The following is a 26,886-nucleotide window of genomic DNA, read 5'->3' as shown; positions in this document are numbered from 1 at the left end:
CTAGCCTTGGCTGGCGTATTTTTGTTCCCGTAACGCTTTGACAAAATCTTGGATTTCTAATAGCCAGGTGCTTTCTTTCATCACTGGCGGAATCTGTAATTTGATGGTCATTTGCTCATGATCGACACCCATCGTGGCTTTTAATTTAGTGGCTTTCAATGCTTCAAACAGCTGCTCCACCGAATAATTTTTCGTGCCGACTTTACTCAAAGTAAACGACACGGTTTGTTGCTGCTTGCGGATAGTTTCTAACAAGGCACGATCGCCGTTCATTTTGATCTCGCCCACCGTTAAGAGGTGCGCCACTTCTACAGGGTATTCTCCGAAACGGTCTAATAAATCATCTTGAAGTTCATCAACTGCTTCTTGTGATTCCAGCTCACGAATTCGTTTATAGATCTCGATTTTTTGCCGTTCGTCTTCAATATACGAAGTCGGTAAGTAGGCATCGATCCCCAGATCGATCTCAACGGTCGTTTTTTCTGTTTGGGTATTTTTCCCTTGTTTACGAGTGACTGCTTCCGACAGCATTTGTGAGTACATGTCAAACCCGACTGCATCGATAAAGCCGTGCTGTTGCGCCCCCAATAGATTTCCTGCCCCACGAATCGAAAGATCTCGCATCGCGATTTTGAATCCTGAACCTAACTCCGTAAAGTCCTTAATGGCTTGCAGCCGTTTTTCACTGACTTCGTTCAACACTTTTTGCTGTTCATACATGAAATACGCATAAGCGACTCGATTGCTCCGACCGACACGGCCACGCAACTGATACAACGTCGAAAGCCCCATGTAATCGGCATTTTCCACAAACAACGTATTGGCATTGGGAATATCCACACCGGTTTCAATGATCGTCGTCGTCACCAACACATCGTATTGCCCTTCAATAAAGTCAAACAGGGTATTTTCCAATTGGATCTCGGTCATTTGCCCGTGGGCATAAGCGATTCGTGCATCTGGCACTAACGCCTGCAGTTCTTCGACTTTTCGCTCGATCGTATCGACACGATTATAGAGATAAAACACTTGGCCCCCGCGTGCCATCTCCCGTTGGATCGCTTCTCGCACCGCTCCTGGATTCATCTCCATCACATAGGTTTGGATCGGGTAACGATTTTCCGGTGGTGTTTCGATCACAGATAGGTCCCGCACGCCCAGCATCGACATATGCAATGTTCTTGGGATCGGCGTTGCCGTCAACGTCAACACATCGACTTGCGAACGCAGTTGTTTCAAGCGCTCTTTGTGTTTGACCCCAAAACGTTGTTCTTCATCGATCACCAACAAGCCCAAATCAGCAAACTCGACATCTTTTGACAATAATCGGTGGGTCCCCACCAAAATATCGACTTGCCCTTTGCGCACTTGCTCGATCGTTTCATTCTGCTGTTTTTTCGTCCGAAAACGACTCAGCACCCCAACATTGACGGGGAATCCTTCAAAACGATCGACCATCGTTTCATAGTGCTGCTGCGCCAAGATCGTTGTCGGCACTAAGAAAGCCACTTGTTTGCTTTCTTTGATCGCTTTAAAAGCAGCCCGCAGCGCCACTTCTGTTTTCCCAAAACCGACATCTCCAACTAACAAACGGTCCATCGGCTTTTCTTTTTCCATATCCCGCTTAATCTCTGCCGTACTGCGCAGCTGATCATCGGTTTCCGAATAAGGAAAGGCATCTTCAAATTCTTTTTGATAGGCATCGTCTGGTTGAAAGGCATAGCCTTTTTCTGATTCGCGTTTGGCATACAATAAAATCAAATCATCTGCGATGTCTTCAATTTTAGCCGTCACTTTGCGCTTGGTCTTCGCCCACTCACTGCCGCCTAATTTATTGATTTTCGGTGTTTTCGATTCGGAAGCCACATATTTTTGAATCAAATTCAATTGGGTGACTGGAATAAAGAGCTTGTCTTCGTTTTGGTACAAGATCGTCATGTAATCTTGATGGACGCCATCGACTTCTAAGGTTTCCATGCCGATGTACTTCCCGATCCCATGATTCGCATGGACGACATAATCGCCGGCTTTTAACTCATTGTAGCTTTTGAGACGTTCCGCATTGGTGACATTTTGCCGGCGGGCTCTTTTTTTGTTCATCTTTTGGAAAATTTCTTTTTCTGTAACCACCACTAGCTTGTCTTGCGGCATTTCAAAGCCGCTTTGCAAACGTTCCACCACGATTTGGGTGCGTCCCGTAAACAGGCGGTCTTGTTGCGTCTGCACGGCATAGATATCATGATCTCGCAGATCTTGCTCTAACTTCTTGGCCCGTTCTTGGTCACTGACCAGAAAAATCACCGTTTGCTGTTGCTTCTCCCAGCGATCGATCTCAACTTTCAAGAGACCCATTTGGCTGAAAAACTGCTGCATCGGCCGGTATTGGAATTGATGGATCGCTTGGAAGCGAATGTTCCCCATTCCTTTTTGGAATAAAGAAAAGAAGCTGGTCACAAAGGTTTCTTTTTGCAGCAGTTGATGGACATCGATCCCGAATTGCTGTTCAGAAAAGACCCGCAGCTCCGCTAATTTTTGGGTATGCCACTCCGCTTCTTCCCGTTCGATCTCACGATTGGTCTCCATGATCCGAGCATAATCATCGATCATCAAAAAGGCGTCTTCAGAAAAATAATCTAAGACACTCGTTTGCTGACGATAAAGCAAATCCGTGTAATAACGGGCACTTTCACCGGGAATCCCCGCTTGCCATTGGGAGGCCAATTGGCCGAAATAGTCTTCTAAAAAGGCGCGATCGGTTGCTTCTTTGGTGACTGCCAACCGTTTGTTCAATAATTCTTGCAGCTGCTTTTGCCCCGCCGCTAAATCTTCCGCTGAGAAAACCAATTCGGTAGTCGGTAAAATAGCCACTTGCTGCAGCGTTTCCACTGAGCGTTGCGTTTCCACGTTGAAAGAACGCATCGAGTCGATTTCTACATCGAATAACTCGATCCGTACGGGGTATTCGGCATTTAATGGATAAATATCGAGGATGCTCCCACGAATACTGAATTCGCCGGGTTTGCCAATCATTGACTGCCGTTCGTAACCCATCAAGATCAATTGTTGCGGCAAACGCTCTAAATCGATCTCATCGCCGATTTGCCATTGGAATTGGTTGGCTAACCAGGTTTTCTTCTCAGGTAAATACTTTCGCAAAGCCGCTACCGGCAACACATAGATCCCGGTTTTCCCTTGAGAAACAGCATTCAGCGCTGCCACTCGTTCTTCTCGTGCTTCTGGTGAAGAAAAAGCCATTTCGGCTGACAACACTTCGTCCACTGGGAAAACATAGACATCATCCGTCACGTTGCGCAGATCTTCGGCTAGTTGATTCGTATAATACAGATTTGGTGTCACCACGATCACTTGTTTTTGAAATGCCTGATACACACCGGTGATCGCCAATGTTTTTGCCGATCCAGCTAGACCGGTCAGTAATTGCCGGGGGGCCTGTTCACGTAAACCTGCATGCCAAGCCGCCACTGTCGGCACTTTATTTATTAATTCAATTAAATCCATCTCGGCCCTCCTTAGTTAAATCGATTCATTGTGGCAAGAAAGTCGCCGTTGGTCAAGTAATCACTACTTGCCTCGACTGCCTTATCAATACTTTGTAAAACGATGGGCAGATCGTCTTTTGCAAAAGGACTCAGTACATGATTGACCACGGTTTGTCCTGGACGTGGCCGATCGATCCCGATTTTGATGCGGTCAAAGACTGTCGAGTCCAAATGCGCGATCAAACTCTTGATTCCATTGTGTCCCCCCGCACTGCCTTTTTGGCGCAAGCGGATTTTCCCTAATGCTAAATCAAGGTCATCATAGACCACTACTAATTCTTCTTGATAGATGCCAAAATAGGTCATCAACGGACCTACCGAACGACCGGATTCATTCATGAAGGTTTGCGGTTTGACCAAAAGGATTTTTTCACCCTTCAAGAAAAACTCTGCCACTTCTGCTTCAAAAGCCGACTTTTTAAAGGTTGCTTGGTACTTTTGTGCCAAGGCATCCACTACCATAAAGCCAACATTGTGTTTGGTTTTCTCATATTTTTTGCCGGGATTTCCCAAGCCTACAATCATTTTCATTTTTCGATTACGCTCCATTATTTCTAGTTTCAAGCTGATTCTTCATCTATTTTATCGGTTTTCTTATCCAAACACAAAATACTGGGCACACAAATGCGCCCAGTTCTTTTGCTGAAATAATTATAACACGAAATGGACTGTTATGGTGGCGTCCTCTTGCTCAGTTTTTATCTTTCTTAACGAATCTTAATAAAACGTTGATATATCCTCTTTTTGACGTAATAACAAAGAAAGCATTTACAACTGAAACAGCGATATTTTGTGTAATATTGTTGTGCAAATCACATGACAAATATACTTGAAAATGGTAGGATGATAGCGAGTAAAACAATTATGCGGAAGGAATGATACACAGATGACTGCAAAAACGAACAAAAAAGATCACCAAAAGGTAATTCTTGTTGGAGACGGTGCGGTTGGTTCTAGTTACGCGTTTGCGCTGGTGACCCAAAACATTGCGCAAGAAGTCGGAATCATTGATATAAATACAGCAAAAACAGAAGGCGACGCAATTGATTTGTCCCATGCCTTGGCCTTTACTTCCCCTAAAAAAATCTATGCCGCTTCTTATGAAGATGCACATGATGCTGATTTAGTCGTTATTACAGCTGGTGCGCCTCAAAAACCAGGTGAAACCCGCTTAGATTTGGTTCATAAAAACTTGAAAATCAACCGGGAAGTAGTTACCCAAATCGTTGATTCAGGTTTTAACGGAATCTTCTTAGTAGCAGCGAACCCAGTCGATATTTTGACTTATTCGACTTGGAAATTCTCAGGCTTCCCGAAAGAACGCGTCATCGGTTCAGGTACTTCTTTAGACTCTGCACGTTTCCGTCAAGCTTTGGCTGAATTAGTCGATGTTGATGCCCGTAACGTCCATGCCTATATCTTAGGCGAACACGGGGATTCAGAATTCCCTGTTTGGTCTCATGCCAACGTAGCCGGCTTGCAAATCTATGAATGGGTCAAAAATAACCCAGACATCGATGAAGAAGCAATGGTCAACATTTTCTTCAGTGTTCGTGATGCAGCCTACACCATTATCGAGAAAAAAGGTGCGACTTTCTATGGGATCGCGGTAGCCTTAGCACGAATCACTCGCGCGATCTTAGACGATGAAAATGCTGTTTTACCATTGTCTGTGTACATGAACGGCGAATACGGCTTAAACGACTTGTACATCGGTGCGCCTGCAGTTATCAACGCCCAAGGGATCCAAAAAGTGATTGAGATCCCATTGACGGATGGTGAAAAAGACCGGATGGCCGCTTCTGCAAAACAATTAAAAGATATTCTTGATGAAGCTTTTGCGAAACTAGATGCAGAAGACAATCAATAATTTCTTTCACTTCGTTTAGCTAGTCAACTATGCCACTGAACGAACCTTACAGCTCACTCTTTTTCAGAACAATTTGATCAAGATGATTTGCTGCGGTTCGTTCAGTTTTTTTATGCAAAGAAATGCTTTTCTACAGCTTAGCTAAAGATAGTTTAAGAATTTTCTATTTTTCATGGAAGTTTCATTTGCCATATTCGCTTTCTTGGGGGAATATGGTATGATTTAAGCGTTATTATCTATTATGCCATTAGAAAAAAAGGAGTAGTTGAATGACTCGTTCAAACAAACATACTGACGCCAAGAACAATACCAAGAAAATTGTTCTGATCGTTGTGGCTGCTATATTAGTAGTGATCGCTGGCGGCTATACCTACCGAAGTACATATTATGCAAACCGTTTTTTACCAAAGACTGAAATCGATGGGATCGACATCAGCAACAAAACTGTTGCCGAGGCCAATGCCCTGCTGCATGACCGCTACTCGCAAGAAGATTTCACCATCAAAGAAGGCGATAGCGAATGGAAGACAATCAACCTTGCTCAATTTGGGTTACAAACGGATTTCACCAATGAGCTGCAATCATTAAAAGATGAACAGAACCAGTGGAGTTGGGGAATGGCTTATGTTTCCGCTGCAGAAGAAAAAACACTGGACAATCTCTCGGTGGATCAAGATACGCTAAACAGCGAAACGGATACGATTCAAAAGGAACTAGAAACTTTAAATGAGGATCGTACCAAGTCAGCCGATGCAACATTGGAAAAAGGCGAAGACGGCTTTTCTATCAAACCAGAAGTTGACGGCGATGCCATTGATGTCGACAAAGCAGTAGCGGACTTACAAGAAGCCATCGTCAGTGGCGAAAAGGAATTAAATCTCGTCGATTACGTCACAAAACCAAGTGTGACCGCTGATGATCCTGATCTAACCAAAGAAATGGATTCGTTGAATAAAATCGCCAAAGTAACCGGCAATTATACGATCAACGGAAACACGTTTCAAATTCCAAGAGAATCGATCATGGATTGGCTCTCTTACAAAGATGGCAACACCACGATCGACGAAGACAAAGTAAGAAGCTATGTCGCTTCTATCGGAGAGCAATACAACACCAGCACCAATTCTTCGACCTTCAAGAGTACCAAACAAGGCGAAGTAACGGTTCCAGCCGGCACCCTCAGCTGGACGATCCAAACCGATGCGGAAACAGAAGCATTGATTGAGGCGTTAAAAGCCGGCGAAGACTTCACGCGCACACCGATCGCTCAAGGAAGCACCGATGCTGGCAGCCCGTTATTTGGCAACACGTATATCGAAGTTGATCTGAAAAACCAACACATGTGGTATTACAAAGATGGCGAGCTGGTGCTAGATACGAAAATTATCTCTGGAAAACCAGCCACACCAACGCCAACTGGTGTCTTCTATGTCTGGAACAAAGAAGAAGATGCAACCTTGACCGGTGAAGATTATGCGTCCCCTGTTGATTACTGGATGCCGATCGATTGGACCGGTGTCGGAATCCATGATTCTGATTGGCAAACGGAATACGGTGGTGATCTTTGGAAAACCCGCGGCTCTCACGGCTGTATCAATACTCCGCCAGGCGTGATGAAAGAATTGTACAGCAAAGCCGAAGTCGGGACACCCGTGATCGTGATTTAATGAAAAAAAGAGTCAAACCTTTTTATAGATGAACCAAAAGCCGCAAAAAAAATTCTTTTGCGGCTTTTTTGTTGTTTCCCATATGTTCCTGTTTACAAAGCGTCATTTAATTAATATACTTAATTAAGTATATTAATTAAAAAGGAGAATCACTTTGGAAAAAGTTGTCTTTATTGATCGTTCTACTTTAGCTGGAAGTCTGATTAAAATTTTCGCCCGCAACATCCAAATGCTGTCCGAGGATCAAATCAGCGTGACTGTTGTGACACCAGAACGTCTGATGAATTATCGTTTTTCGCAAGAAAAAATCGTTTTGGTCGATCCTTTGCTTTCTTTAACAGATCCGATGATCAAGCAGGCCATCCCGCCGCGAATCAAGCGCCTGTCATTTCCCATCAATCATTACAGCGGCATGAATGCTGAAGCCATTCTAGAATTGATCCAACAAGCATAACCTAAAAAAGGCCGACGGAAACCAATGGTTTCTGCCGGCCTTTTCTCATGCCACTTGCCCTCTGCTAGACAATCGCCTCTTCTTGTTCTAACAAAGTAACTTGTTCTCCTTTGTCTTGTAGCGCAGCGACGTGCATCGTGCCCCACTGGCAAAGGGTATCCAATAAGCCGCCTAACGTTTCTCCATATTCACTCAAGGAATACTCAACTTTGGGTGGTACTTGATTATAGGATTTGCGGGTAACGATATCAGACTCTTCTAGTTCCCGCAATTGCTGCGTCAACATTTTTTGACTGATGCCAGGAATTTTTCGCCGTAAATCACTAGGACGCAATGCCCCATGGCGTAAATTACAAAGAATGATTGGTTTCCATTTCCCGCCGATGACATCCATCGTTGCTTCTACACCGATATTATAAATTTTTTCTTCCATTTTTTTCACCTCATCAAGTCTGTAAACACACAAATGTTACCAAAAGGTGTGTATCAAACAAAAAAGTACGTACTATACAACCTTACCTCCTCATTATATGATGATTACAGAAAAAAATAAAGGAGATGTTTTTATGATCGAAAAATTATCGGATACCGTTACACTGAACAACGGCAGCAAAATCCCCGGTTTGGGGTTAGGTGTCTTTCAAATCCCTGAAGCTGAAACAGCAGAGGTCGTGAAACAGGCCATTATCAATGGGTATCGCCTGATTGATACGGCGGCTATTTACGGCAACGAAACAGGAACAGGGGAAGGAATCAAACAAGGCTTACAAGAAACGGGGTTGGCTCGTGAAGAACTCTTTGTCACTTCCAAACTTTGGAACGATCATTTAACTTATGATGAAACGATCCATGCTTTCAATGAAAGTTTGGCCCGCTTAAACCTCGAGTATCTCGACTTGTACTTGATCCATTGGCCGGGAAACCAGGCATTTCAAGAGTCATGGCGCGCCTTGGAAGACTTGTATGCCGCTGGAAAAATCAAAGCAATCGGGGTCAGCAACTTCCAGATTCATCACTTGGGGCAACTATTGGCCGCTGCTAAGGTCGTTCCTGTCGTCAATCAGATCGAACTGCATCCCAAACTTACGCAGCAAGACCTGCGGGACTTTTGTGCTGAAAAGGGGATTGCGATCCAAGCTTGGTCACCTTTGATGCAAGGCAAACTGCTGAAAGAGGAAACCGTCTTGGCGATCGCCGATGCACAGCAAAAATCAGCGGCACAAGTGCTTTTACGCTGGGCTATCCAACAAGGAATCTTAGTCAATGTCAAATCGACACACCCTGAGCGAATGCGCGCCAATGCAGCGATTTTTGATTTCCATTTATCAGAAGATGAAATGGCTCGCTTGAACGCATTAAATGAGGACCTGCGAGTGGGTCCAGATCCAGACACATTCGATTTTCATTAACCAAACGATATACTAAACAAAACCTTAGGAGGAAGTATAATGACAAACACAAACACAGGCTTTTCAATGGTGAACCACGTGGGAATCACCGTCAGCAATCTCGAACGTTCCATCCAATTTTATGAAGCATTAACTGGAAAGAAAATCGCCAATCAAGATACGATCGGTGGCAAACGAATGGCGCAAACGCAAGGTTTAGAGGATACATTGATCAAATATGCCAATCTTCATTTAGACAATCTCAACATCGACCTTTTAGAATACGTCGAACCAAAATCCAACAAAGCTAGCTATTCCAATGAGCAAATCAGTGCTATGCATCTTTGTTTTGAAGTCGAAAATATTGATGAAGCCGTTGCTCGTCTAAAAGCCATCGGGGTTGAACCTGACGGTACCCCAATCGTTTTTGAAGAACAAGATGGTTTAAAAAGCGGCTTCGGGACAGGTGTTGCCTACTTTACAGATCCAGACGGTACCAATCTTGAACTGATTGCACCAAAAGGACCATTTCAACGCGGATAATTGAAAAAGGGATGGCGACTTATAGCGCCCTCCCTTTTTATTTACGCAAAACTATCTATTTTTCAATAGTTCCCCTTCATAGAACCCTTTACAGCGAGTACAATAAATAGATAATCCTCTTTATTCGCTGATTTTCCCAACAAACCTCGCTTGAAAGGAAGCGATCTCGATCGATATTGGTCTTTTGTTGTTGATTTTTATGGGTATTTTTTTTCATCGTCTTCCGGTTCTTTTACCGAGAAGAACCCAATTATATATTCGGCTTTCGCACCAAGCGCAGTACAGCCAGTGTCAGCAATTGGCGTTTTTCCCAGCAGTGGTTCTCCCTGTTGGCGATGCTCTTTTTAGGTGGGGTCATTTTGCTGCAGCGCAACGAGCTGATTGAAGAGAAATTTTACCAGATAGCCGTCCTTGGCAGCTATCTTCTGGCAGCACTGCTGGTAGAAATAGCGCTGTATCTCAAAGATTCACGCTCGAGCACCAAAAAGTAAGACAAAAAAGACATTCCGGCGAATGTCTTTTTTCTATTCTTTATTTTGACTGTGGATCGTGATTCCCAACACCAGGGCTAAAATTCCTGAAACCACCCAGATGGTCCGGTGGAATAAGAAAATTCCTAGCAAGCTGCTTAAAACCGCCCCAAAAAAGAAACCGCCGATGATCAAGGAAATAGAAATGATCTTGGGTGTCACTGATCGGTCCTGCTTAAACCCGCGCAAATATAAGTAATCAGCCAGCGAACGTAAATTGCCAGTGGTCATCGTGGTGGCATAGGGCATCCCTGCCAAGCGCCGATAAGCGGCATATTGAATCGCTGCAAAAAAAGATAATCCGGAATCAACCAGGACATTGGGTAAAGAACGCGCAAAAAAGCCCAGAACCAAAATACCGATCGCTTCAAAGATCAACGCAGCATTTTGCCAAACGATCCAACCACCAGTCGGAAAATGATGCTGCAGATAATTCGTCACCACGATCCCCACTAAAAACATACAGATTGGTGGCAGATACCGAAAGGCTTGTTCAAACTGCCCCGTTGAAAGATTGATCCCTAACAAAATAACATTCCCCGACTGCATGCTCGCAAACACTTCACCGTGAAAGAGATAGGTATAGGCATCTAAAAAGCCGCCAGCCATCGCGAGAAGAACCCCCACCGGCAAACTTTCATGCACGACAAACTCGGTTTTGCCTTTGACACTACTCAAACTTTTTTCCATTGGTTTCGCCTCTTGTTTTTTATACTTTCTAACAGCTTAACGCTTAAAAACGCCGACAACTCGTTATGTTTTGCGGCGTTTAGGTGACTTTTTCGATAACTGACAAATCAACCACCCCAAAAGAACGGCGGTCAGTGCTCCAGCTGAATCCAGCATGACATCTTGAAAAAGCGGCGTCCGTCCTCCCGTCAGCATTTGATGGTATTCATCGATCCCAGCATAGCCGGTAGCTGCTAACCAAGCAAAAAAAGCGGCTAGCCAATACGGCTGTTTTCGAAAAACAAGCGTTAAGAACAGACTGCCCCCTAAGACAAAATAGGTAAAGAAATGTGCGCCTTTACGAATGAAAAATTCCACAAATGAGAAATAGCCTTTTTCCGCAATACTGATCTCCGAACCAGCATAGGAAAAAGAAATCTTCTCTAGCCACTCTTTCAATGGTTCATTTTTTAAGATTCGTGAAAGCAACCCGATTTGTGATTGCTGCTCATAGGTTTGTGAAGAACTGATAAAGAGGATGACCATAACCGCAAGTGCGATACAAAAGTAAAAATTCGGTTCTTTCAGTAATTTTTTCATAGTTTTCACTCCTCATTTTCCTATCTTACCATTTTCATTTGGTGATGCAACTGTTTTTCCAGCAAACCGTGGTGACATTGCACACACAAAAAGAGTGCTTCCGTGAAGATTAGAAGCACTCTTTCTTTTTAAAAATAGCCATCGGTATGAAAAGCCGTCACCCGTTTGGTCGTGAGATTTTGGGGCTTGTGACGTTCAGCTCCTTCAACGATTCTCAGGGCTGTTTTGCGTTTTTTTCTCCAGTAAACAATGACGAACCCATCTCGTAGCCTTCTACATAATGGTTCAACCGATCGACGACCTCTGCTGCCGCTTCTTGTGACGGCGTGATGATCAATAAAATATCAAACCCTGCAATCGTGCCGACAATTTTTGGCAGCTCCATTTCATCAAGATAATTGGCGATCACATCGGCGCCGTTTTCAGCCGTATGAACGACAACTAAAAAGTCAATCTGCGTAATCTTTTTTAGGTACTCATACATCGAAAACGCAATTCTGTCTTCTAGATCCTGCTCTTTGGATTCAAAGATCGAATAATACGGCCGACCGTTTTTGGCATACGTTTTAGCGATGTTCATTTCCCGCATGTCTCTAGAAATCGTGGCTTGGGTAGCTGAAACATTTTCTTTTTTTAATAAATTCATCAATTCTTCTTGAGACTCAATCCGATGTAGGACAAAGAGTTTTTTGATAATTGCTTGTCGCTCTTTTTTTTTCATTTACTTGATCCGCTCCTCTCAAGTCGCCTCGCTTACTGAAATAGTTGATCCGTCTCGTTCACATCTTGAAACGTAGCTTACAAGAACAACATTGAGAAGATTAAAATGGCAAGATTGGAAATTCCGATAACCAGTAACGGTTTGCGCATAAAGCGGGTCCAAGTGGAATAGTTGACCCGAGCCAGCTCCAATCCCCCCATCACGACGCCAGAAGTTGGTGTGATCAAATTCACTAATCCGCAACCAGCAGTAAAGATCATCACCATGACGTTCGGATTGAGTCCGATGCTTTGCGCCAAGGCCCCCATGATCGGGATCGATACATACGCTAGTCCGGAAGTCGATGGAATCAAGAACGATAAGAGCAGATACAAAATGTAGGCGCCAATCACAAACAGGACAGGTGATAGACCTTCTAAAAGATGGGAAACCCGATCCAAAATAAACAGATCCAAGTACGTCGTTTGCATAATGTAGGAAGCACCCCGTGCCACAACGATGATCAAGACAACGGATAAAATGTCTTTGACCCCATCGATAAAGTTGGTCACGATTTCTTTTTCTGAGAATCCTTGAATCAACGCAATGATGATACTGATGTAGAAGAACCACATGGCCAAATCACCAAAATACCATTCACCGAAGCTATTGCCGGTCAAAAAGGCGGTCCAACCGTCAAACACATGGATATCAAAGTCGCCCCAAGGAATCAAGGAAACCACCATGATCACAAAGGATAAGCCAAAAATCGTCAAAATCAGGCGATGTTTTTGCGTAAACACCAAGGCTTCGTTCGTGTCTTTGACAAAATGTTCTTCCATTTCTTTTTGCTCTTGCAGCGATAAGATCGTGGAGCCTTTGTCGGCTTTGACTTTTTTGGCATAAGACATCACCACAAAGATACAGTATGCGGTCGTGACTAACCAAAGCAATGCCCCGACTACTAAGATCGTGCCATTGTTTGGGGCAATATCGATGCTTCGCAAGGCATCCATCGCAACGCCGGTCGCAAAGGGATTGACGGTGGAGCCAATCACGCCGGCACCAGCACCCAGCATAACGGTTCCTGCTGCGACGATCGTATCAAAACCTGATGCCACCATCGTTATTGCTAATAAGGAATAAAAAGGAATCGTTTCTTCCGCCATTCCATAAGTGGAGCCGCCGATCGAAAACAAGATCATTAAAATCGGAATCAAAATCAACTCATTGCCTTTGAGTTTTTTGACCAAATGCTGAATCCCGGCTTCCAAAGCGCCTGTTCGCGTGACGATATTCAAAAAACCACCCAAACAGAGAATAAACACACAGATCTCGATCGCATCACGAAATCCGTTAAAAGGCGCCATAAAGAAATCAGAAAACTTGGCACCCACCACTTGGCTGACCATCTCTTCTTGGCCTGCTGGTAAAGAAGGCGCAAAAGGCTGCCCTGCTAAGAGCCAGGAAGCGACCGTCAAGGCGATAATGATCAGAAATAAGATACTGAATGATGTCAGCGACTTTTTTTCTTTTTGCTTTTTTTTCATCTGTGTTCCCCCTTTTTTGAATCGATCCTATTTGCTGCCAGCCATTACTTGGCAACATGAGAAAAATAATCTTGGTCATAAATAATGAGTTCTTTGTAGCGATAATAAATCTTTCTTTTATGCACGAGCGCCTTGAGCGTTTGACTGACTGTCTCTCGCGTCGTTCCACTGTACTTGGCTATATCATTGATAAAAACTGGAAAAGGGATGCGAATCTGCTCACCTTGTGTCTGCCCATGCTCGATCATCAAAAGACCAATCGTATTGACGACTCTTGTTTGCGCGCTGGAGGTGACACAATACTCGACACGGCGTCTTTGCTTTTCCAACTGCCGGCTCATTTGCTGATTGAGCCACAGCAACTGATTTGTAGACGAAACGACTAGCGGTTCAAACAGTGACATCGCTGCAAACTGCACGACAATGTCTGTTGCAGCGAATGCCGATACATCATAGTTGTCTCTTTCAAACAAGCCAATCAAAGGAAATAACTGATCTGGCCCAACAAAATCTACATAACAATAGGAATCAGTTCCGTCGGTCTTTTCGATCCGTACAAGTCCTTCTATCACAAGGAATATCCGATCTCTTACGTCGCCTTCATAAAAAAGCACTTGACCTTTTTTGTACGTACGGCAGTAAATATGCTCTTTCAAACGCTGCTGATTTTCTTCTTCCAGCCATTGAAAGCTGTTCGCTCTTGTTGATGGATCTTTTATTTGGTGGTCGATCATTTTTCTCACTCCAATGTTTTGGGTCTTGCTTTGCTGCTTCGCTTACTTCCAGGTGATCTGCGTGCCAGCATCATCGATAGCTGCCAGCTTGTCTAAAGAAGTAATCACTGCCCGTTTTTCCGCCCCCATTTTGACAAAGTTCAAAGCGGCTTGTACTTTCGGCAACATACTGCCTGGCGAAAAATGGCCTTCATCGACGTAGGTTTCCAATTCCGCGGCGGTCACATGATCCAACCACTGCTCACTTTCCTTGCCAAAGTTCAAAGCGATTTTTTCTACGCCCGTTAAAATGATCAGCTGATCCGCATCGACTAATCGAGCCAATTTTTCAGAAGCAAAATCTTTATCGATCACGGCTTCAACACCCAGGCCATTGTCTAGCACGGGAATGCCGCCGCCTCCTGCACAAATGACGATCGTGTTTTGTTCAATCAGCGCTTTGATGCTGGCAACTTCTTGGATCGCTTGTGGTGCAGGACTAGCCACGACTTTCCGCCAGCCACGACCAGCATCTTCCCGGTAGATGGCATCTGAAGCCGCCATGGCTTCTTTGGCAGCCGTTTCCGTTAAGAAAGGCCCGATTGGTTTTGTCGGATGGGCAAATGCTGGATCTTGGGCATCGACTGTAATTTCCGTGACCACAGTCACCACCGGCTTCGCTATTTGTGCTGCTTTCAACTGGATTCTCAGCTCATTTTGCAACCAATAGCCAATACTGCCTTGGGTCATGGCGACACAGGTATCTAAAGGCATTGCTGGGTTTTTGCTAGAATCGCTCGCTTGCTGCTGCAAAACCAGGTTTCCCACTTGGGGACCATTCCCATGAGTAATGATCAAATTGACGTCTTTTCGGATCAAGGGAATCAGGTAGTCCACGGTCTGTTTGAGTCGCTCTTTTTGCCCTTTGGCACTGGCATCTTCTGCTAAGATGGCGTTGCCGCCAAGGGCGACAACGATCGTTGGTTTCTTTTCACTCATCTGCTCACTGCTCCTTCTCACACTCTAGGAATAAATAGATCGCCTAAGGTTACTGCCATGATCGCTTTGATCGAGTGCATCCGGTTTTCAGCCTCTTTAAATTGACGACCCCAGTGACTACGGAAAATATCGTCTGTGATCTCCATTTCAGAAATGCCAAATTTTTCTTCGATCATTTTTCCATACGTCGTATTCGTATCATGGAACGCTGGCAAGCAGTGCAGCACGATCAAGCCATCGTCTTGTTTTCCGGTGGCCATCACCATTTCGCGGTTGATCTGGTAATCTTTCAACAGCTTCACCCGCTCTTCGAACTGGTCTTCTTCCCCCATTGACACCCAAACATCGGTATACAAGACGTCTGCATCTTTGACGCCTTTTTGGATATCATCTGTTACCATCAACTGACTGCCAGATTCTTTAGCAAATTTGTTGGCATAGTCTGTCACTTCTTGCGCTGGGAAAAGTTCTTTTGGTGCACAGATACGAACGTTGACCCCTAAAATTGCCCCCGTCACTAACAAACTATTCGCCATATTGTTCCGGCCGTCGCCCACATAAACTAGCGTAATGTTTTCCAAGGTGCCGAAGTTTTCTTTGATGGTCATAAAGTCAGCGATCATTTGGGTTGGGTGCCATTCATCGGTTAAGCCATTCCAAACAGGAACACCGGAGAATTTGGCTAAATCTTCAACGACTTGTTGACTGAATCCACGAAACTCAATACCGTCAAACATGCTGCCTAAAACTTTTGCTGTATCTTCGACAGATTCTTTTTTGCCTAGCTGAATATCATTCGCGCCTAAAAATTCTGGATGGGCACCAAGATCGATGGCAGCTGTCGTAAAGGCCGCCCGTGTCCGAGTCGATGTTTTTTCAAACAAAAGGGCAATGTTCTTGCCTTCTAAATAACGATGAGAAATATTTTGTTTTTTCAATTGTTTTAAATAGATTGAAAAATCAATGAGGTATTCTAACTCGGCTTTCGTAAAATCTTTTTCTGCTAAAAAACTTCTTCCTTTAAATACTTGTTCCATCGATGATTCCTCCTCTGATTTAAATATCTTCTCTAACAAATGGCATGCTCATGCAACGAGGACCGCCACGACCACGAACCAATTCACTGCCGGAGATTTTGTGCAATTTGATACCGGCTTCTGCCAACTTCTGATTGGTGATGGTATTGCGGTCATATACGACGACTTCGCCAGGTGCGATCGTCAAGGTATTGGAACCGTCATTCCATTGTTCCCGAGCTGCTGCAATCAAATCACTGCCGCCGCAACGAATCAATTCAACCGCATTTAGTTCTAGATAGCGACATAAAATATTTTCCAACGTGTCCTTTTCTTCTTTGATCGTCACCCCATCACCTGCTCGTGAGATTGAATAAACCGTCAGCTCTCCTTCGATTTCTGGATGGATCGTAAACTTGTCATGATCGACCATTGTAAATACCGTATCTAAATGCATGAATTTGCGCTCTTGACCAATGTCAAACGCTAGAACATACTCAAAGCTTGGCTCATTTTCGAACACTTTGCGGGCCAGCTGCTCAATCGAAGCGGCATCCGTTCGTTGCGAGATACCAATCGCCAACACATGTTTTGACAGAACTAATTCGTCGCCACCTTCGATGCGGGTTGGTTGGGCGCGATCATAAAGCATATGAGGCGGATTTTGCTGGAACATTGGATGATGAGCAAAAATATATTTGCCGTATAACGTTTCGCGCCGTCTTGTTTCTGAATACATGCGATTCAAGGATACTCCGTTACCAATCGTCGCAAAGGGATCTCGTGTAAAATACAAATTTGGCATTGGATCGATCAGAAATGGGTATTGATCATCCACGGTCCCAGCGAGGCTCTGGGTATTTGGCAGCTCCAGTTCATTTTTGGCTAAACCAGCCATAGTTTTGTCGATCAGTTCCCGATCATTGTCACAAGACATAAAATAATCCGTGACTTCTTTGATGATCTCAGGACTTTGGATTGTAGTTTCCGCTAAATAATCCTTGAGAAATTGCTGTTTGATTTCTGGTGACGTGAGCGATTCAGCAGCTAAATCTTCTAGATACAACACCTCCACATCATTTTGACGTAGGACTTCCGCAAACCGATCATGTTCTGCTCTGGCTTGTTCCAAAAAAGGAATATCATCAAATAGCAGGCGGTTCAAATGATCAGGAACAAGGTTCTCCAATTCCCGACCAGGGCGGTGAAGCATGACTTGCTTCAATCGTCCAATCTCTGAAAAAACATGAATAGCATTTGGCATTTTTCTTCCTCCTTCTTCTGTTTACACCTCTATGCTACCTAATTGTATACGCTTTCGCAGTGGTATATTTCGTGTTCTTTTCGCAAAGGATTTGGCATTATGCATGAAAAAGCGAATATCGCTCATCAGGCGTTTTTTTACTCGCTGTTTTTTTTCATATGTAATATTTATCCATCGATTTTTTTCTAAGAATTTGATGAGGATGTGATAGTTTTTTTATTTTTGACGTTTTTCCGTCCTATCAATAGATCAAGGAGATATACATTCCATTTTTTGTTTTTGGTACAGTTTCATCAAGAACCCTTATTTCATAAGGATTCTGATGGTTGCGACCAAATTTCGTTATGCTATACTTAATAAGATCGAAGGAAAAGAAAGGGGTTTGATAGGAATGACCTATTCAATCAATTGGAATCTGGAAACAATCTTTCCGGGAGGCAGCGATTCTGTTCAATTAAAAGAACGCATGAGCCAACTGGAAGAACAAATTGCAAATTACCGAACAACAGTCGATGCATGGTCGCCCAACAGCGAAGACGATGCAGCAAAATTAGAAGAGTTACTTGATTTATCCGCAACTATTAGTCAAGGATTTTCACAATGCGGCAGCTTTATCAATGCCTTGCTTTCAGCGAATGTCAATGACAGCAAAGCCAAAATCCTGACGGGTGACCTCTACGCAAAATTGCCAGCACTGCAAGCAGCACAAACCGTTTTCTCGAAAAAATTGACAGAAATTTCTGAGGATGATTGGACAGCACTAGTTAAAGCGGAAAACTTAGCACCTGTCGCTTTTCGTTTAAGCGAGATTCGCCGCGACGGCAAAGAATTGTTATCCGAAGCAGAAGAGACCATCATCAACACTTTAAATTTAGATGGCTTGAATGCTTGGAGCCAACATTACGATACGATCGTTGCCTCGATCGAAATTCCTTTCCTTCAAGAAGACGGCACGACGATCAAGTTTTCAGCTGGTCAAGCCTTCAATAAAATGATGGGTGATCCTGATCCGGAAGTTCGTGCGCGTTTATTCGACACTTGGGAAAAGACGTGGGCAGAAAAAGAAGACCTCTTTGCGGATACCTTGAACCACTTAGACGGTTTCCGCCTTTCTACCTTCAAACTTCACGGTGTCACTGATTACTTGAAGGAACCATTAGAATACAATCGTCTGCAAAAAGCGACATTGGATGCTATGTGGGGCACGATCCAAAAGAACAAACAGCCGATCGTTGATTTCTTGACCCGCAAAGCGCAGCTTTTCGGCAAAGAAAAAATGGAATGGCAAGACCAAGATGCGCCAATCATCCTTGGCGACATGGAAGAAAGAACCTACACCTTTGATGAAGCAGCTGACTTCATTTTGACCAACTTCCGTAAGTTCAGCCCAAAAATGGCTGACTTTGCCCAAGTCGCTTTTGAAAAAAGCTGGATCGAAGCAGAAGATCGTCCCGGCAAACGTCCTGGCGGCTATTGCACCAGCTTGCCAGAAACCAAAGAATCACGTATTTTCATGACCTACAGCAATTCTGTCAACGAAGTAGCGACGCTTGCCCATGAGCTCGGTCACGCGTTCCACAGCAGCGTTCTTTGGGAGCTGCCAGAATTAAACCGCAACTATGCCATGAACGTTGCCGAAACAGCAAGTACCTTTGCTGAATTGATCGTTGCTGATGCAACCCTCAAAGAAGCAACGACAAAAGAAGAAAAAATCAATCTATTGGATGCTAAAATGCAAAATGCGATCGCGATGTTCATGAACATCCACGCACGTTTTATTTTTGAGAACAGCTTCTATCAAGCTCGTCAAAAGGGCTTGGTTTCAGCGGAACAAATCACGGAAATGATGACTGCGGCGCAAAAAGAAAGCTATGCGGATGGGTTAGCGACTTATCACCCACATTTCTGGGCAGCCAAATTGCACTTCTTTATTGACGATGTGCCGTTCTACAACTTCCCTTATACCTTTGGTTACCTCTTTAGTATGGGGATCTACGCGTATGCCAATGAAAAAGGGTCTAGCTTTGAAGAAGAATACATTGCTTTATTGCAAGATACTGCTTCAATGACGACGGAAGAACTGGCGCAAAAACACCTTGGTGTCGATTTAACGAAATCAGACTTCTGGCAAGCAGGGATCGACATGGTCCTAAAAGATGTTGCCAGCTTTATGGAATTGACTGAAGACTATATCTAAAAGAAAAAACCCTCTTCCAACAAGACGCTTGGAAGAGGGTTTTTCTATCAGGCATTCAATAAAGTTAAGCCAATCGTTAAGTAGCCGGCGTATAAACACCAAATCAAATAAGGAATAAACAAGTACATCGCGTTTTTGTCGATGCGAGCAAAGAGGATCATACAAATAATCACTGATAACACTAACAAGACAATAATGACCGTTCCTGCCCAGTAAGCATTCCAGCCAAAGAAAACGATACTCCAAAAGAAGTTTAATACTTGCTGGATCGCAAAGAAGATGTAGGCATTCTTTTTAAGCGCTGGATTGACTTTGGCGACGATCAACAGATACAACGCCGTTCCCATAAAGGCATACAAAATCGTCCAAACGATCCCAATGATCCCGCCAGGAGGGGCTAAAAAGGGTTTTTCCATTTGCGCATACGTTCCGGCAATGTCCCCTGCAAACAAACTCGAGATGATTCCTGTTGCTTCAATGCCGATCACACAGACCAGCCAAATTAAAAATTTCATGTTCTCCACTCCTTCTTTTTTTCATAACTCACTAGTTTCATCGTACCATCGAATCGAAAAAAAGCAGAATAGAACGCTTAAAAAAAGAAACGGCCGTGTGGACGTTTCTTTCAAGGTAATTTTGATTATATTCAATGACAGCTACTTTGATTGTTCCTCTTCAAACTTCCGCCGTTCATTTTCTACATATTTGTATAACGAACCGTAGCGGCTGCGATAGCCTTTCTTCCATGGTTTCTCTTTGCCGCAAAAATGCAGCAAAACGGTATGTTCGATGACCCAATCCAAACTCCATTCCCCTAGGCTGATCGTCTCATACGTACGGTTTTTCCGTACATCATAGTTATAGAGCTGATCAGGAATCGCCAGCACCCGATCACCATATAACCCATTCAAAATATCTTGATCCGGCAAAAAGAGGTTCAAATGATTTTTCTCAATGAAGGCTGCGATTTCTGTTTCTTTGACCTCTTGCCGTAGCTGGTGCACATTCATCAGCAAGACACCTGAATTATAGTAGCCTTCTGACTCATAATTGCGCAAACGGACTTTATTGATGACCGTCGTCACTTCTGTCAGCTTGGAATGACTGGCAGCGGCATACAGAAAATCCCCTAACGTCAGCTCATACAAGGGGCGCAAATCATTGATGCACAAAATATCCGCATCCAGATACAGGATTTTTTCCACCTGCTGCGGCAAGTAATTTTGTGCCAACAATCGATAGTAGATTGATTCTGGGTAGCGGTCACTAACTGGTGCCGTTTTAAAGATCGAACCAGAACCGATGATGACGGGATGATAGGTCATCGCCAATTTTTGACAAAAGACCTCTAGCTCTGCACCTTGCCTCAATTCTTTTTCTTGTAAGACATAGACATCGAAAGATGCTGCTGTCGTATGGCGTTTGATTGAATATAACGTTGTTTTTAATTGTTCACTGAATCGATCATCAATCGCAAAAAGTAGATTCATGCTCTTGTTCACTCCTCTGTTACTGGATGCACTCGTTGGGCAAAAAATCGAACGCAGTTGCCCGCATCTTCTGTTCTTCTAGTATACCCGATTTTTAGTCATTCTTTCAGTGAAATAGCCTTTCCAGTGAAAACCATTCCTTGGAAACGCAAAAAAATGCTGCTCCATTCAATGAATGAAACAGCAAATGATCGATGATAAATGGTGACCTCCTAAAACAGATCAGCGAATCGTGGCAAAAGCTTTTGACCACAACAACAATTCATCCAGCATGTCATTGACACCTGCAGCCATGTGCGCACCGGGTTTGAAGGTACTGAAATTTTCAAAATCTGTGAAGAGATTGAAGGCTGGGTTAGTCCGCACGGTGGCTACTTTTTGTTCAGCTAAAACGTTACGCAATTGTTCAGCGGCACGAATCCCACCGCCAGAACCATAACTGACGATCCCAGCTGCTTTATCAAACCATTCTTCCCGAGCAGAGTCTACGGCATTTTTCAAGGAAGCCGCAAAACCGTGGTTGTATTCTTGTACGATGAAGATATAGCCATCTAACTCAGCGATTTTTTTGTTCCATGCCATGTTTGGCTCAGCCGTTCCCATAAACGGTAAATCAAATGCCTTTACATCAACGATCTCAAACTGATGCTCTGACCGTTGAGTAGCAATTTCTTGAATATATGCTCCGACTTGCGGACTTACGCGTCCTTCTCTTGTACTGCCTAAAATAATACCAAATTTCATAATAGGTTCCTCCTAAGATTGTTTTCGTTTGTTTTTTAACGATTGGCAAATGTGTCTGCCCAGTCCAATAATTCCGTCAACATATCGTTCATTCCTGCCGTCATATGTTCGCCAGGAGTAAAGGTGGCAAAATTTTCAAAATCAGTAAATAAGTTGAATGCTGGATTAGTGCGCACCGTGGCTACTTTTTGTTCCGCCAAAATCAAGCGAACTTGCTCCGCGGCCCGAATCCCTCCTGCTGAACCATAGCTGACGATTGCTGCTACTTTGTTGAACCATTCCTCGCGGGCGCTGTCTAACGCATTTTTCAAGGAAGCCGATAGCCCATGATTGTATTCTTGTACGATGAAGATATAGCCGTCTAATTCAGCGATTTTTTCGTTCCACGCTTGGTTCGCTTTGCCTGTACCCATAAAGGGCAAGTCGTAGTCTTTGATATCAATGATTTCAAATGAGCGGTCGCTATGTGCTCGTGCTGTTTGTAAAACGTAATTGGCTACTTGCGGACTCACGCGGCCTTCTCTCGTGCTGCCAACGATGATTCCGATTTTTTGCGCTTTTTTCTTTTCCGGAGTGCGATACACCTCTTTAATTACTTCTTTTTCAATTATTTGTTCTTTTTTCCCAAATCCAAAGACCATTCTTTTGTACTCCTTTTATTGTGTTTTCTTTAACGATGGACTCAGCATATCAAACTTACTTTTAGTAAGTCAATCATTTTGCTTACTTTTTGTTAGAAAAAAATCCCAGCTACTTCCTCTTGACATTCGTTCGGCACCGAACTATAATCAACTCATCGATATCGTTAGGCACCGAACAATAATTCAAAAGGAGTGTTCTCAATGAGTACAATGACCGATCACTTAATGAAACAGCTTCGTTTTATCAGCGAAGCCAGCAATGCTTTTATGAGTCAAAATAACCAACGCCTTTCTGGACAGCAACGCGTCCTAGCCGTTTTAAATTTAGAAGATGGCTTGGTGCAAAATTACCTCGCAGAAGTTTTAGATTTACGGCCAAGTTCCTTGGCAGAACTATTGAAGAAAATGGAAAGCAGTGGGGATATCCAACGCAAAGAAGATGCAGCCGACAAAAGGATCAAACGAATCTTTCTGACAGAGACTGGACGAAAAAAAGCAGAAAAATTACTGGCACAAAAAGAAGCCGCCAGCAGTCAAACGTTTTTTGCTGGGTTAACAGAGGAAGAACAAACCGAATTTGCCCGTCTGCTTGAAAACATCGCCGCTGGGTGGGAAGCTGACTTTCAGCAACAGACGCAACGCTTTATTGACCCGATGGATCGTCTACAAGCTATGCAGGAGATCCGGGAACAGATGATGAAGCAATGGGGTGGAAATTGGCAGGAAATGACGAATGACGATCGCCGAAAAATGAAGCAACAAATGAAAGATACTTGGCAAGATATGGGCGCTGACGAGCGGCGTCAAGTGAAAAAGCAGATCAAAGAAGCCATGCGGCAAATGCCATTTCCTGGACACCGCGGCATGTTTGGCAATCGGCCATTTGGGCCATTTGGGCCATTTGGGCCATTTGATAGTAGCGAGGCGAATGATCCACGGGACACATGGGGAAAAGGCAACTTTTTTGATGCCTACGGGTTTGGACAAGACCGCAAAGCAAGACCTGATTCCGCTTCTAAAGACGAAGCAGCCGAAGATGATTGGCAGGATTTCTAATAGCACCTAATGAAAAAGAAAAAGCTGCAGGCCATCTTGCTTGTAGCGGAGGAAAACGAATGGAAACAACGACACCAACAGTGAACAAAAATAAATTTAAAATGAAAGACTTTATCCACCTGATCGTCAGTGTCAATCCCAAGAAAGGCTTGTTTCTTTTAGGGATGCTCTTCAGCCTGATCACGAGTGCCGCCAGTTTGGTCGTGCCGCAGCTGACGAAAACGCTAGTCGATGCCAGCGGCACCCCCACGTTCAGCACCTCCATGCTAGTCGTTTTGATCCTAGCCTTTGTGCTGCAATTAGGCGTAGGCACTTTAGGCGGCTTTCTCTTGCGCTATGTGGGAGAAAGTGCCGTGAAAACGTTGCGGGAACGTCTTTGGAAACATCTGCTGCATTTGCCAGTCAGCTATTTTGATGACCATAAGTCGGGGGAAAGCAGTTCGCGACTCGTTAATGATACTTCCGTGATCAAAGAACTAGTCACCTCGCAATTTCCCAGCTTTGTCACTGGCTTGATCCAATTGGTTGGTTCGATGATCATCTTGTTTTTGATGGATTGGAAGATGGCGGCGATCATGTTCAGTGCGGTGCCTTTGATCACCTTGATCATGTGGCCGATCGGCAAGATCATGTCGAAACTAGGACGCCAACTACAAGCAGCGACTGCCGATTTCAATGCGGATGCCAGCGAAAAACTCTCAGAGATCCGTTTGATCAAAGCCAGCAACGGAGAAGCTAGTGAACAAGAAAACGGTCGGCGCAACATTGGGGCAATCTTTACCCTCGGGGTCAAGGATGCGAAAGTTAGTGCGATTTTGCAGCCAATCATGACGACGGCAATGCTGGGCTTACTCGTAGGAATCCTCGGTTATGGCGCGATCCGTGTCCAAGCCGGCACCTTGACGAGTGGCGCATTGATTGCTTTTCTACTGTATCTCTTTAATATTATTGCGCCTGTGACGACGTTTGCGATGTTCTTTTCACAAGTCCAAAAAGCGATGGGTGCTACGGAACGTATCCAAGAAATTTTGGATACGCCGCTGGAGCCGATCCAGGCAGCACCCAAAGCCGCTATCGACGGCGCAGTCCTACGGGCAGAACAGATCGATTTCAGTTACGATCCCAAACGGCCGATTTTGCAAAACATTTCTTTTGAAGCCAAACCCAACACCGTGATTGCTTTTGCGGGACCAAGCGGCGGCGGAAAATCCACGATCTTCGCTTTACTGGAACGCTTTTATGAACCCACCAGCGGGCGCTTGCTGATTGGTGAACAGCCGATAGCTGACATTGATCTGCAGGACTGGCGGGCACAGATCGGCTATGTTTCCCAAGACAGTGCGGTCTTTGCCGGTACGATTCGGGAAAACTTGCAATACGGATTAAGCCGAACACTGTCAGAGGAGGAATTGTGGCAAGGACTGGCATTGGCTTATGCCGATCAGTTCGTCCAAGAGTTCCCCGAAAAACTAGAAACACAAATCGGCGAACGCGGCGTCAAACTATCTGGCGGGCAAAAACAACGGATCGCCATCGCACGAGCATTCTTGCGAGACCCCAAGCTGCTGATGCTCGATGAAGCGACCGCCAGCCTAGATTCTCAGTCGGAAGAAAAGGTCCAGCGGGCGTTGGATCATCTAATGGAAGGGCGCACGACATTAGTGATCGCCCATCGCTTGTCGACCATCGTGGATGCCGATCAAATCTACTTTATAGAAAAAGGTACCATTACCGGTCAAGGTACCCATGCAGAATTGATCAACAATCACCCGCTTTATGCTGCCTATGTCAATGAACAAATGATCAACTAATCGAAAAAACTGCTTATTGACGGATAAGCAGTTTTTTTCTATTAACCAACGGCTGAATGTTGCTTCTCTTCACGCGTCCCAGGCACTTGATTTACTCGCTGCAATTCTTTCAACACCTGATTTTCTGCCCGCAAAAAATCCCGTTCGCTTTGGGCAGTAGCAAGTTTTCCTTGATAAACTAAGACTTCTTCTTGGTAGGTTTTGGCGGTCTTTTGGACTTCTTCTTCTAACTGATCGATTTTATGGGTCAATTCTTGATTGATCTGTTCATATTTAAGGTAAAGCTTCTGGGCATTTTCGATATTCGTTTGTTCCAAATTCGCTTTGCTGGATACTCGGGTAGCCAAATAAGTAAGTACACCAGTAATGAGTGACGGCAAGACAACTGTTACGATCGATGTATCCATAATCCTCCCCCATTCTTTTGATACGATTCATATCATCTGTTTCCAGTATAAAAGATACGATTCGTATCGTCAACTGATGTGATATTTTTTATATCAAATAATACAAAAATAGATACAAATTATATCCAACGTGCTATACTACAAAAAAGGAGGCGATCACTCATGCTTGGCGAACGGCTAAGAACACTCAGACTACGAACCAACCAAACCCAACAGCAGATCGCAGATCAGCTAGGGATCACCCGCGCAGCGTATTCGCATTTCGAAAATGATCGTAACGAACCCGATGGCGAGACCATCGTCAAACTCGCGGAGATTTTTCAAGTATCCACCGATTTTTTATTAGGCAGACAAGTCCCGGCAGGCTTTACGCCGCCCTCTGCAAAAGTTCAAACCGTTGCGGCCCATATTGATGATGACGTCACCGATGAGCAGATGGAAGATATCCTCAGCTACATTGAATTTATAAAACAGCGGCACGCCCAAAAGGAATGATGGAAATGGATAAAGTAGAAGAACTGATGGCCGCCTACCCAGACTTGCACTTTATTTTCGATAAAAATATGCCTGATGGTCAGCAAGGATTGTACATCGATCACCATATTTACTTGAACCCTGACCAATCACAAGAAGACCTCTTGAGCACCATCGGTGAAGAAATCGGTCATTATTTGACCAGTGCTGGCGACATTACCGCCCAAGACACCAACGAAAAACGCAAACAAGAACGCAAAGCCCGTGACATTGGTTCTGCGATCGTGGTCACGCCCTATGATATCATCGCTTGTTTTGAAGAAGGCTGCAAAACGTTGGCGGCATGCGCTGATTTTTTAGGTGTCCCCCCACAAACCTTCAAAGACGCAGTCACCTATTATGCTCGCCGCTTTGACGGTATCAAAACCGAAGAAAACTATACCTTGTTTTTCCATATCGACGGCACGATTGAAGTTGTCAAAACCTTTGGCAATCAAGGTTAAGCCTTTTTTGCACAAAAACAGACGTTCCTTTCCTGCTGCT

27 protein-coding genes and 1 pseudogene are annotated in these 26,886 nt (G+C 44.2%); 12 read left to right on the top strand and 16 right to left on the bottom strand.

Features of this window, described 5'->3' with window-relative positions:
• Both mfd and pth read right to left on the bottom strand, forming a co-directional pair.
• Positions 1-3,519 (bottom strand): transcription-repair coupling factor, encoded by a 3,519-nt coding sequence (gene mfd, locus IGI89_RS06325; RefSeq protein ID WP_016611990.1) that lies wholly within the window; start codon positions 3,517-3,519, stop codon positions 1-3.
• Positions 3,520-3,530: 11 nt separating this feature from the next.
• Positions 3,531-4,091, bottom strand: coding sequence for an aminoacyl-tRNA hydrolase (gene pth / locus IGI89_RS06320; protein WP_008380153.1), 561 nt, complete (start codon positions 4,089-4,091; stop codon positions 3,531-3,533).
• 355 nt (positions 4,092-4,446) lie between these two features.
• Here pth and IGI89_RS06315 point away from each other — a divergent pair, with 355 nt between their 5' ends.
• The 3 genes from IGI89_RS06315 to IGI89_RS06305 all read left to right on the top strand — a co-directional run bounded on the left by IGI89_RS06315 (position 4,447) and on the right by IGI89_RS06305 (position 7,551).
• Complete coding sequence (locus IGI89_RS06315; protein ID WP_005230720.1) at positions 4,447-5,430, top strand: L-lactate dehydrogenase; 984 nt, start codon at positions 4,447-4,449, stop codon at positions 5,428-5,430.
• Positions 5,431-5,699: 269 nt separating this feature from the next.
• The gene (locus tag IGI89_RS06310) at positions 5,700-7,097 is read left to right on the top strand and encodes a L,D-transpeptidase family protein (protein ID WP_005233342.1); all 1,398 of its coding nucleotides are present in this window, start codon (positions 5,700-5,702) and stop codon (positions 7,095-7,097) included.
• A gap of 154 nt (positions 7,098-7,251) precedes the next feature.
• A complete protein-coding gene (locus tag IGI89_RS06305) occupies positions 7,252-7,551 on the top strand; it encodes a hypothetical protein (protein WP_005233340.1) in 300 nt (99 codons plus the stop codon).
• Positions 7,552-7,615: 64 nt separating this feature from the next.
• Here IGI89_RS06305 and IGI89_RS06300 read toward each other — a convergent pair whose 3' ends face one another.
• Positions 7,616-7,984 carry a winged helix-turn-helix transcriptional regulator gene (locus IGI89_RS06300; RefSeq protein WP_005233339.1) on the bottom strand — a complete coding sequence of 123 codons (369 nt, stop codon included), beginning with the start codon at positions 7,982-7,984 and terminating at the stop codon, positions 7,616-7,618.
• Between the two features lie 97 nt (positions 7,985-8,081).
• On the opposite strand from IGI89_RS06300, the gene IGI89_RS06295 reads away from it, so the two are divergent.
• From IGI89_RS06295 to IGI89_RS06280, 4 genes and pseudogenes are all read left to right on the top strand, one after another.
• Complete coding sequence (locus tag IGI89_RS06295; RefSeq protein WP_438735846.1) at positions 8,082-8,960, top strand: aldo/keto reductase; 879 nt, start codon at positions 8,082-8,084, stop codon at positions 8,958-8,960.
• 39 nt (positions 8,961-8,999) lie between these two features.
• Positions 9,000-9,482 carry a VOC family protein gene (locus tag IGI89_RS06290; protein ID WP_005233337.1) on the top strand — a complete coding sequence of 161 codons (483 nt, stop codon included), beginning with the start codon at positions 9,000-9,002 and terminating at the stop codon, positions 9,480-9,482.
• 215 nt (positions 9,483-9,697) lie between these two features.
• Positions 9,698-9,835, top strand: a pseudogene (locus IGI89_RS06285) (SdpI family protein); the annotation flags it as partial.
• Between the two features lie 6 nt (positions 9,836-9,841).
• Positions 9,842-9,973, top strand: a complete 132-nt coding sequence (locus IGI89_RS06280; protein WP_438735450.1) for a hypothetical protein — start codon at positions 9,842-9,844, stop codon at positions 9,971-9,973.
• Between the two features lie 33 nt (positions 9,974-10,006).
• Here IGI89_RS06280 and IGI89_RS06275 read toward each other — a convergent pair whose 3' ends face one another.
• The 8 genes from IGI89_RS06275 to arcA form a co-directional block, all read right to left on the bottom strand.
• The gene (locus IGI89_RS06275) at positions 10,007-10,702 is read right to left on the bottom strand and encodes a YoaK family protein (RefSeq protein ID WP_008380162.1); all 696 of its coding nucleotides are present in this window, start codon (positions 10,700-10,702) and stop codon (positions 10,007-10,009) included.
• Between the two features lie 63 nt (positions 10,703-10,765).
• A complete protein-coding gene (locus tag IGI89_RS06270) occupies positions 10,766-11,281 on the bottom strand; it encodes a VanZ family protein (RefSeq protein ID WP_005233334.1) in 516 nt (171 codons plus the stop codon).
• 214 nt (positions 11,282-11,495) lie between these two features.
• Positions 11,496-12,002, bottom strand: a complete 507-nt coding sequence (locus IGI89_RS06265; protein WP_244732570.1) for an arginine repressor — start codon at positions 12,000-12,002, stop codon at positions 11,496-11,498.
• A 77-nt stretch (positions 12,003-12,079) separates the two neighbouring features.
• A complete protein-coding gene (locus IGI89_RS06260) occupies positions 12,080-13,531 on the bottom strand; it encodes a YfcC family protein (RefSeq protein ID WP_438735449.1) in 1,452 nt (483 codons plus the stop codon).
• A 44-nt stretch (positions 13,532-13,575) separates the two neighbouring features.
• Positions 13,576-14,265 carry a Crp/Fnr family transcriptional regulator gene (locus IGI89_RS06255; protein ID WP_438735448.1) on the bottom strand — a complete coding sequence of 230 codons (690 nt, stop codon included), beginning with the start codon at positions 14,263-14,265 and terminating at the stop codon, positions 13,576-13,578.
• Positions 14,266-14,307: 42 nt separating this feature from the next.
• Positions 14,308-15,243, bottom strand: coding sequence for a carbamate kinase (arcC, locus tag IGI89_RS06250; protein ID WP_005233327.1), 936 nt, complete (start codon positions 15,241-15,243; stop codon positions 14,308-14,310).
• 17 nt (positions 15,244-15,260) lie between these two features.
• Complete coding sequence (argF, locus tag IGI89_RS06245; RefSeq protein WP_438735447.1) at positions 15,261-16,280, bottom strand: ornithine carbamoyltransferase; 1,020 nt, start codon at positions 16,278-16,280, stop codon at positions 15,261-15,263.
• 19 nt (positions 16,281-16,299) lie between these two features.
• Positions 16,300-17,523 carry an arginine deiminase gene (gene arcA, locus IGI89_RS06240; RefSeq protein ID WP_429975063.1) on the bottom strand — a complete coding sequence of 408 codons (1,224 nt, stop codon included), beginning with the start codon at positions 17,521-17,523 and terminating at the stop codon, positions 16,300-16,302.
• A 391-nt stretch (positions 17,524-17,914) separates the two neighbouring features.
• Between arcA and IGI89_RS06235 the strand changes: the two genes are divergently transcribed.
• Complete coding sequence (locus IGI89_RS06235; RefSeq protein WP_086372943.1) at positions 17,915-19,720, top strand: M3 family oligoendopeptidase; 1,806 nt, start codon at positions 17,915-17,917, stop codon at positions 19,718-19,720.
• Positions 19,721-19,767: 47 nt separating this feature from the next.
• Here the strand turns inward: IGI89_RS06235 and IGI89_RS06230 are convergent, their stop codons facing one another.
• The 4 genes from IGI89_RS06230 to IGI89_RS06215 form a co-directional block, all read right to left on the bottom strand.
• Positions 19,768-20,235 (bottom strand): TspO/MBR family protein, encoded by a 468-nt coding sequence (locus IGI89_RS06230; protein ID WP_086298770.1) that lies wholly within the window; start codon positions 20,233-20,235, stop codon positions 19,768-19,770.
• A 141-nt stretch (positions 20,236-20,376) separates the two neighbouring features.
• Complete coding sequence (locus IGI89_RS06225; RefSeq protein WP_005233315.1) at positions 20,377-21,210, bottom strand: glycosyltransferase family 8 protein; 834 nt, start codon at positions 21,208-21,210, stop codon at positions 20,377-20,379.
• Positions 21,211-21,432: 222 nt separating this feature from the next.
• Positions 21,433-21,954 (bottom strand): NADPH-dependent FMN reductase, encoded by a 522-nt coding sequence (locus IGI89_RS06220; RefSeq protein WP_005233313.1) that lies wholly within the window; start codon positions 21,952-21,954, stop codon positions 21,433-21,435.
• A gap of 35 nt (positions 21,955-21,989) precedes the next feature.
• Entirely contained in the window at positions 21,990-22,595 is a 606-nt protein-coding gene (locus IGI89_RS06215; protein WP_438735445.1) for an NADPH-dependent FMN reductase, read from the bottom strand.
• A 201-nt stretch (positions 22,596-22,796) separates the two neighbouring features.
• Here IGI89_RS06215 and IGI89_RS06210 point away from each other — a divergent pair, with 201 nt between their 5' ends.
• A complete protein-coding gene (locus tag IGI89_RS06210) occupies positions 22,797-23,651 on the top strand; it encodes a MarR family transcriptional regulator (RefSeq protein ID WP_438735444.1) in 855 nt (284 codons plus the stop codon).
• Positions 23,652-23,710: 59 nt separating this feature from the next.
• Positions 23,711-25,462 carry an ABC transporter ATP-binding protein gene (locus IGI89_RS06205; RefSeq protein ID WP_008380198.1) on the top strand — a complete coding sequence of 584 codons (1,752 nt, stop codon included), beginning with the start codon at positions 23,711-23,713 and terminating at the stop codon, positions 25,460-25,462.
• Positions 25,463-25,503: 41 nt separating this feature from the next.
• On the opposite strand, the gene IGI89_RS06200 is transcribed toward IGI89_RS06205, so the two are convergent.
• Positions 25,504-25,869, bottom strand: coding sequence for a hypothetical protein (locus IGI89_RS06200; RefSeq protein WP_081116429.1), 366 nt, complete (start codon positions 25,867-25,869; stop codon positions 25,504-25,506).
• Between the two features lie 162 nt (positions 25,870-26,031).
• Between IGI89_RS06200 and IGI89_RS06195 the strand changes: the two genes are divergently transcribed.
• Complete coding sequence (locus IGI89_RS06195) at positions 26,032-26,364, top strand: helix-turn-helix domain-containing protein (RefSeq protein ID WP_005230670.1); 333 nt, start codon at positions 26,032-26,034, stop codon at positions 26,362-26,364.
• Positions 26,365-26,369: 5 nt separating this feature from the next.
• A complete protein-coding gene (locus tag IGI89_RS06190; protein ID WP_034858679.1) occupies positions 26,370-26,846 on the top strand; it encodes an ImmA/IrrE family metallo-endopeptidase in 477 nt (158 codons plus the stop codon).
• The last annotated feature ends 40 nt before the right edge of the window (positions 26,847-26,886 follow it).

The organism is Enterococcus sp. AZ141, from assembly GCF_051714385.1.
Classification (GTDB): Bacteria; Bacillota; Bacilli; order Lactobacillales; family Enterococcaceae; genus Enterococcus_D; species Enterococcus_D entomosocium.
This window is presented reverse-complemented; position numbering and strand designations above follow the sequence as displayed.

What these genes read in the sequence shown, in the direction of transcription:
- IGI89_RS06230 (WP_086298770.1), bottom strand. Translation starts at nt 20,235, where the DNA reads ATGAAATTTTTAATTTGGCTGGTCTGTGTGATCGGCATTGAAGCAACA.
- arcA (WP_429975063.1), bottom strand. Translation starts at nt 17,523, where the DNA reads ATGCCAAATGCTATTCATGTTTTTTCAGAGATTGGACGATTGAAGCAA.
- IGI89_RS06260 (WP_438735449.1), bottom strand. Translation starts at nt 13,531, where the DNA reads ATGAAAAAAAAGCAAAAAGAAAAAAAGTCGCTGACATCATTCAGTATC.
- IGI89_RS06215 (WP_438735445.1), bottom strand. Translation starts at nt 22,595, where the DNA reads ATGGTCTTTGGATTTGGGAAAAAAGAACAAATAATTGAAAAAGAAGTA.
- IGI89_RS06195 (WP_005230670.1), top strand. Translation starts at nt 26,032, where the DNA reads ATGCTTGGCGAACGGCTAAGAACACTCAGACTACGAACCAACCAAACC.
- IGI89_RS06265 (WP_244732570.1), bottom strand. Translation starts at nt 12,002, where the DNA reads ATGAAAAAAAAAGAGCGACAAGCAATTATCAAAAAACTCTTTGTCCTA.
- IGI89_RS06270 (WP_005233334.1), bottom strand. Translation starts at nt 11,281, where the DNA reads ATGAAAAAATTACTGAAAGAACCGAATTTTTACTTTTGTATCGCACTT.
- mfd (WP_016611990.1), bottom strand. Translation starts at nt 3,519, where the DNA reads ATGGATTTAATTGAATTAATAAATAAAGTGCCGACAGTGGCGGCTTGG.
- IGI89_RS06315 (WP_005230720.1), top strand. Translation starts at nt 4,447, where the DNA reads ATGACTGCAAAAACGAACAAAAAAGATCACCAAAAGGTAATTCTTGTT.
- IGI89_RS06210 (WP_438735444.1), top strand. Translation starts at nt 22,797, where the DNA reads ATGAGTACAATGACCGATCACTTAATGAAACAGCTTCGTTTTATCAGC.
- IGI89_RS06220 (WP_005233313.1), bottom strand. Translation starts at nt 21,954, where the DNA reads ATGAAATTTGGTATTATTTTAGGCAGTACAAGAGAAGGACGCGTAAGT.
- IGI89_RS06255 (WP_438735448.1), bottom strand. Translation starts at nt 14,265, where the DNA reads ATGATCGACCACCAAATAAAAGATCCATCAACAAGAGCGAACAGCTTT.
- IGI89_RS06225 (WP_005233315.1), bottom strand. Translation starts at nt 21,210, where the DNA reads ATGAATCTACTTTTTGCGATTGATGATCGATTCAGTGAACAATTAAAA.
- IGI89_RS06310 (WP_005233342.1), top strand. Translation starts at nt 5,700, where the DNA reads ATGACTCGTTCAAACAAACATACTGACGCCAAGAACAATACCAAGAAA.
- IGI89_RS06190 (WP_034858679.1), top strand. Translation starts at nt 26,370, where the DNA reads ATGGATAAAGTAGAAGAACTGATGGCCGCCTACCCAGACTTGCACTTT.
- IGI89_RS06200 (WP_081116429.1), bottom strand. Translation starts at nt 25,869, where the DNA reads ATGGATACATCGATCGTAACAGTTGTCTTGCCGTCACTCATTACTGGT.
- IGI89_RS06290 (WP_005233337.1), top strand. Translation starts at nt 9,000, where the DNA reads ATGACAAACACAAACACAGGCTTTTCAATGGTGAACCACGTGGGAATC.
- IGI89_RS06205 (WP_008380198.1), top strand. Translation starts at nt 23,711, where the DNA reads ATGGAAACAACGACACCAACAGTGAACAAAAATAAATTTAAAATGAAA.
- argF (WP_438735447.1), bottom strand. Translation starts at nt 16,280, where the DNA reads ATGGAACAAGTATTTAAAGGAAGAAGTTTTTTAGCAGAAAAAGATTTT.
- IGI89_RS06300 (WP_005233339.1), bottom strand. Translation starts at nt 7,984, where the DNA reads ATGGAAGAAAAAATTTATAATATCGGTGTAGAAGCAACGATGGATGTC.
- IGI89_RS06235 (WP_086372943.1), top strand. Translation starts at nt 17,915, where the DNA reads ATGACCTATTCAATCAATTGGAATCTGGAAACAATCTTTCCGGGAGGC.
- IGI89_RS06295 (WP_438735846.1), top strand. Translation starts at nt 8,082, where the DNA reads ATGATGATTACAGAAAAAAATAAAGGAGATGTTTTTATGATCGAAAAA.
- pth (WP_008380153.1), bottom strand. Translation starts at nt 4,091, where the DNA reads ATGAAAATGATTGTAGGCTTGGGAAATCCCGGCAAAAAATATGAGAAA.
- arcC (WP_005233327.1), bottom strand. Translation starts at nt 15,243, where the DNA reads ATGAGTGAAAAGAAACCAACGATCGTTGTCGCCCTTGGCGGCAACGCC.
- IGI89_RS06275 (WP_008380162.1), bottom strand. Translation starts at nt 10,702, where the DNA reads ATGGAAAAAAGTTTGAGTAGTGTCAAAGGCAAAACCGAGTTTGTCGTG.